This is a genomic window from Rhizobacter sp. P2_H2 (genome assembly GCF_056403375.1).
In genome coordinates, this window is record NZ_JBFUFP010000460.1 from 1 (window position 1) to 4,170 (window position 4,170).

A 4,170-nucleotide genomic window follows, 5' to 3' on the forward strand; every position below is an offset into this window, starting at 1 on the left:
GGATTGCGCAGCCCTGCCGCAAACACCGCATCGCCGACGCGCGGGGAACCGAGCGTGACCAGCGTTCCCTCGTGCCACACCGAGGCCGCCAGCGTCGCGAGCGCCGCGCCCAGGCTGTGCCCGGTCAGCAGCAGCCCGTTGCGCGGTTTCGCATCCCCATCCAGCCAGTGGCCGATGCGCGGCAGCAGCGTGCGCGCCGCACCGGCAAAGCCCACATGCACCCGCCCGCTCGCCTCCGGCCACGGCGTCGTCAGCGCATTCAGGTCGTTCGCGAGATCGGCCAGCTCGTCCGGCTGCGTGCCGCGGAAGGCCACCAGCACCAGCCCGTCGGACGGCCGCAGCGCCCCGAAGGCCTGCGAGCCGCTGCCGGCATCGGCGAACAGCCGCGGCGCGTCGAAACCGGCCCGCGCCAGCGCGGCGGCCAGCCGCTCGGCCTCGGTCTTCGAGCCCTCGGCACGCACGTAGGCCAGGCGCGCGGCCTCGGTGGCCAATTGCAGCAGGGTCGGCTGCGCATCGGGCGTGAACAGCGTGGGCGCCCGCTCGGGCGAGTACAGGGCGGTGCGGCTGGGGTCGTAGGCGATCACGGGGCGCGGCAGAAGCAGGGATCGCGCATTCTGCGGGCCACGCGGGCCGATGCATGTTTCAGCCGTGCGATGCGCGCGCAAAACCTGAGTTCTGTACGGTGGCAATCCCCCTGCAAGTGACAGGCACGCCGTTTGCGGCTCAACTCCGCGGCTCAGACCCTTCCGTGTTCATCACCAGAGAGGACAACCCGATGGCCCAAGACAAGCCCCGCCAGACCGCGAGCGACTTCGATCCCGAGGTGCTGCGCCTGTTCGACAAGTACGTGCACGGCCAGATCGACCGCCGCGGCTTCCTCGACGGCGCCCGCAAGTACGCCGTCGGCGGCCTCACGGCCGCCGGCCTGCTCGAGGCGCTGAGCCCGAAGTTCGCCGCCGCCGAGCAGGTGCCGAAGACCGACCCGCGCATCGCGGCCGAATCGGTCGAGATCCCGTCGCCGCTCGGCTACGGCAAGGTGCGCGGCTACCTGGTGAAGCCGGCGCGCGTCTCCGGCAAGCTGCCGCTGGTGCTGGTGGTGCACGAGAACCGCGGCCTGAACCCGCACATCGAGGACATCACGCGCCGCCTCGCGCTCGAGAACTTCATCGCGTTCGCCCCCGACGCGCTGTTCCCGCTTGGCGGCTACCCCGGCGACGAGGACAAGGCCCGCGAGCTGTTCGGCAAGCTCGACCAGGCCAAGACGCAGGAGGACTTCATCGCCGCCGCCAACTACCTGCGCGCCCACCCGCTGGGCAACGGCAAGCTCGGCGCGGTCGGCTTCTGCTACGGCGGCGGCGTCGTCAACCTGCTGGCCACGCGCGTGCCCGAGCTGGCGGCCGGCGTGCCGTTCTACGGCAATGCGCCGGCGCTCGACAAGGTGGCCGGCATCAAGGCGCCGCTGCTGCTGTTCTTCGCCGACAACGACGAGCGCATCAACGCCGCCTGGCCGCCGTACGAGGCCGCGCTGAAGGCCGCCAAGGTGAAGTTCGACGCCTACAAGTACCCCGGCACCCAGCACGGCTTCAACAACGACACGACGCCGCGCTACGACGACGCGGCCGCCAAGCAGGCCTGGACGCGCACGATCGCGTTCTTCAACACCCAGCTGCGCACTGCGGGATGATCCTCGGGGGGCGCGCCCGGCGGCGTGGCTACACTGCGCAGCTTCGCCCAGCCTCGCGCCCCTCAACGTGTCGGATCGTCTCGCAGTCCTCCCGCAATACCTCCTCCCCAAGCAAGCGCTGACGCTGCTGGCCGGCCGCATCGCGTCGGCCCGCGGGGGCGCCTCGACCACGCGGCTGATCCGTTGGTTCGTCAAGCGCTACGGCGTCGACATGGCCGAGGCCGCCGACCCCGACATCGCCGCCTACCCGAGCTTCAACGAGTTCTTCACGCGCGCGCTGAAGCCCGGCGCGCGCCCGCTCGCGCCGGCCGACCTGATCTGCCCGGTGGACGGCGCGATCAGCCAGTTCGGCCGCATCGAGCGCGACCAGATCTTCCAGGCCAAGGGCCACCGCTACAGCACGGCGGCGATGGTCGGCGGCGATGCAACGCTTGCGAGGCAGTTCGACGACGGCCACTTCGCGACGCTCTACCTGAGCCCGCGCGACTACCACCGCATCCACATGCCCTGCGACGGCCGGCTGCGCCGCATGATCCACGTGCCGGGCGCGCTGTTCTCGGTCAACCCGACCACTGCGCGCGGCGTGCCGGGGCTGTTCGCGCGCAACGAACGCGTGGTCTGCGTGTTCGACGGCCCGCGCGGRCCGTTCGTGCTGGCGCTGGTCGGCGCCACCATCGTCGGCAGCATGGCGACGGTGTGGCACGGCGTGGTCAACCCGCCGCGCACCGGCGCGCTGCGCGAATGGCGCTACGACGACGCGCCGGTCACGCTGAAGCAGGGCGACGAGATGGGCCGCTTCCTGCTCGGCTCGACGGTCGTGATGCTGTTCCCGGCCGGGCCGCTGGCCTTCAACCCGACGTGGGAAGCGGCCCGGCCGATCCGTCTCGGCGAGGCGATGGCCTCACTTCAGTCCGCCTGACAGGAACGCGCGCAGGCGCTCGCTGCGCGGGTGCCCCAGCACCTCGCGCGGATCGCCCTCCTCCTCGACCACGCCCTGGTGCAGGAACACCAGGTGCCGCGACACCTCGGCCGCGAACGCCATCTCGTGGGTGACGACGATCATCGTGCGCCCCTCGCCGGCCAGCTCGCGCATCACCTTCAGCACCTCGCCGACGAGTTCCGGGTCGAGCGCCGAGGTCGGCTCGTCGAACAGCATCACCTGCGGCTCCATCGCGAGCGCCCGCGCGATCGCGACGCGCTGCTGCTCGCCGCCCGACAGCTGCGACGGATAGAGGCTCTTGCGGTGCAGCACGCCGACGCGCGCGAGCAGCGCCTCGGCGCGCTCCACGGCCTGCGCCTTCGGCACGCCGAGCACGTGGACCGGGGCTTCGATCACGTTCTCGAGCGCCGTCATGTGCGCCCACAGGTTGAAGTGCTGGAACACCATCGCGAGCTTGCTGCGCAGCCGTTGCAGCTGCTTCGCATCGGTGGCCTGCAGGCGGCCGTCGCGGCCCGGCTTCAGCGCGATCGCCTCGCCCGCGAGCGTGATGCGCCCCGCATCGGGCTGCTCCAGCAGGTTGATGCAGCGCAGCAGCGTGCTCTTGCCGGAGCCGGACGAGCCGATGATGCTGATCACGTCGCCCTGGCTCGCCGCCAGCGAGACGCCCTTCAGCACCTCGACGGCGCCGAACTTCTTGTGCAGGTCGTCGACCTGCAGTTGCACCATCCGGTGGTCTGTCATCAGTCACTCGACAGCTTGCCGCTGCGGATCGGCGTGGTGCCTGCGACCTTGAACAATGGCCTTCCTGCGATGGCATAGCGCACCCGATCGCGCGCGAAGAACAGGCCGTCGGTGCGGGTGTGCAGCGGATGCACCTCGCCGCTGATCGGGTCGATCACGTCGGCGATCAGGTCGCCGGCGCGCACCACCTCGCCGGGCTCGCGGTGGTACGCGACCACGCCGCTGRCCGGCGCGGACACCACCTCGGTGCCCGACAAGGGCGTGGCCGGGAACAACAGCGGCGGCAGCGTGGGCACCGGGCCATCGACCAGGCCGCGCAGCGTCAGGAAGTCGAGCAGCGCCGCCGCATCGGCCGCCGCCTGCGGATGCGTCACGCTGGTCTCGCCACGCAGTTCCACCGTGACCGATACGCAGCCGAGCGGCACCGGGCGCCTGTCGCTGAAATGCGCCGCGAGCTGCCACCAGGTCTGCGAGCACGCCTCGTCGAACGGGTTGTCGCCCGACTCCAGCGCCAGCAGCGAGGCCTGCGCGCCCAGGCAGCGTGCGAGCGGCTCGACCTCGGGCCACAGCGGCGTGCCGGTGTAGAGGTGGGCCACCGATTCGCTGTCGCAATGCAGGTCGAGCACCACCTCGGCATCGCAGGCCAGCCCCATCAGCGTCTTGCGCTGGCTCATCAGCTCATGGGTCTCGGGCAGCGCCTGCACCACCTCGCGCAGCGCCTCGCGTACCCGTTGCGCGTTGGCGGCGGGGTCGGCGCCCAGCAGCGCCTCGATGCGCGCGCGCACCGGCTCGAACAGCGCCGGGT

At 71.4% G+C, this 4,170-nt stretch carries 5 protein-coding genes; 2 read left to right on the forward strand and 3 right to left on the reverse strand.

What is annotated here, in order from left to right; genetic code table 11:
• Positions 1 to 584: lipase family protein (locus AC1D15_RS20325; protein ID WP_477827390.1), on the reverse strand; the 584-nt coding region annotated here is incomplete at its 3' end.
• A 191-nt stretch (positions 585 to 775) separates the two neighbouring features.
• Between AC1D15_RS20325 and AC1D15_RS20330 the strand changes: the two genes are divergently transcribed.
• Together AC1D15_RS20330 and asd are read left to right on the forward strand one after the other, a co-directional pair.
• Entirely contained in the window at positions 776 to 1,684 is a 909-nt protein-coding gene (locus AC1D15_RS20330) for a dienelactone hydrolase family protein (protein ID WP_477827391.1), read from the forward strand.
• Between the two features lie 67 nt (positions 1,685 to 1,751).
• On the forward strand, positions 1,752 to 2,603 hold the full coding sequence (gene asd / locus AC1D15_RS20335) for an archaetidylserine decarboxylase (RefSeq protein ID WP_477827392.1): 852 nt from the start codon (positions 1,752 to 1,754) through the stop codon (positions 2,601 to 2,603).
• On the opposite strand, the gene AC1D15_RS20340 is transcribed toward asd, so the two are convergent.
• Together AC1D15_RS20340 and AC1D15_RS20345 are read right to left on the reverse strand one after the other, a co-directional pair.
• Complete coding sequence (locus AC1D15_RS20340; RefSeq protein WP_477827394.1) at positions 2,586 to 3,350, reverse strand: ABC transporter ATP-binding protein; 765 nt, start codon at positions 3,348 to 3,350, stop codon at positions 2,586 to 2,588. The genes asd and AC1D15_RS20340 overlap by 18 nt on opposite strands.
• A gap of 14 nt (positions 3,351 to 3,364) precedes the next feature.
• Positions 3,365 to 4,170, reverse strand: an 806-nt coding sequence (locus tag AC1D15_RS20345; RefSeq protein WP_477827393.1) for a M14 family metallopeptidase, incomplete at its 5' end; no start/stop codon positions are given.

Excerpts from the sequence above, each read along its gene's own strand:
- AC1D15_RS20330 (WP_477827391.1), top strand. The coding sequence starts at position 776 with ATGGCCCAAGACAAGCCCCGCCAGACCGCGAGCGACTTCGATCCCGAG.
- AC1D15_RS20340 (WP_477827394.1), bottom strand. The coding sequence starts at position 3,350 with ATGGTGCAACTGCAGGTCGACGACCTGCACAAGAAGTTCGGCGCCGTC.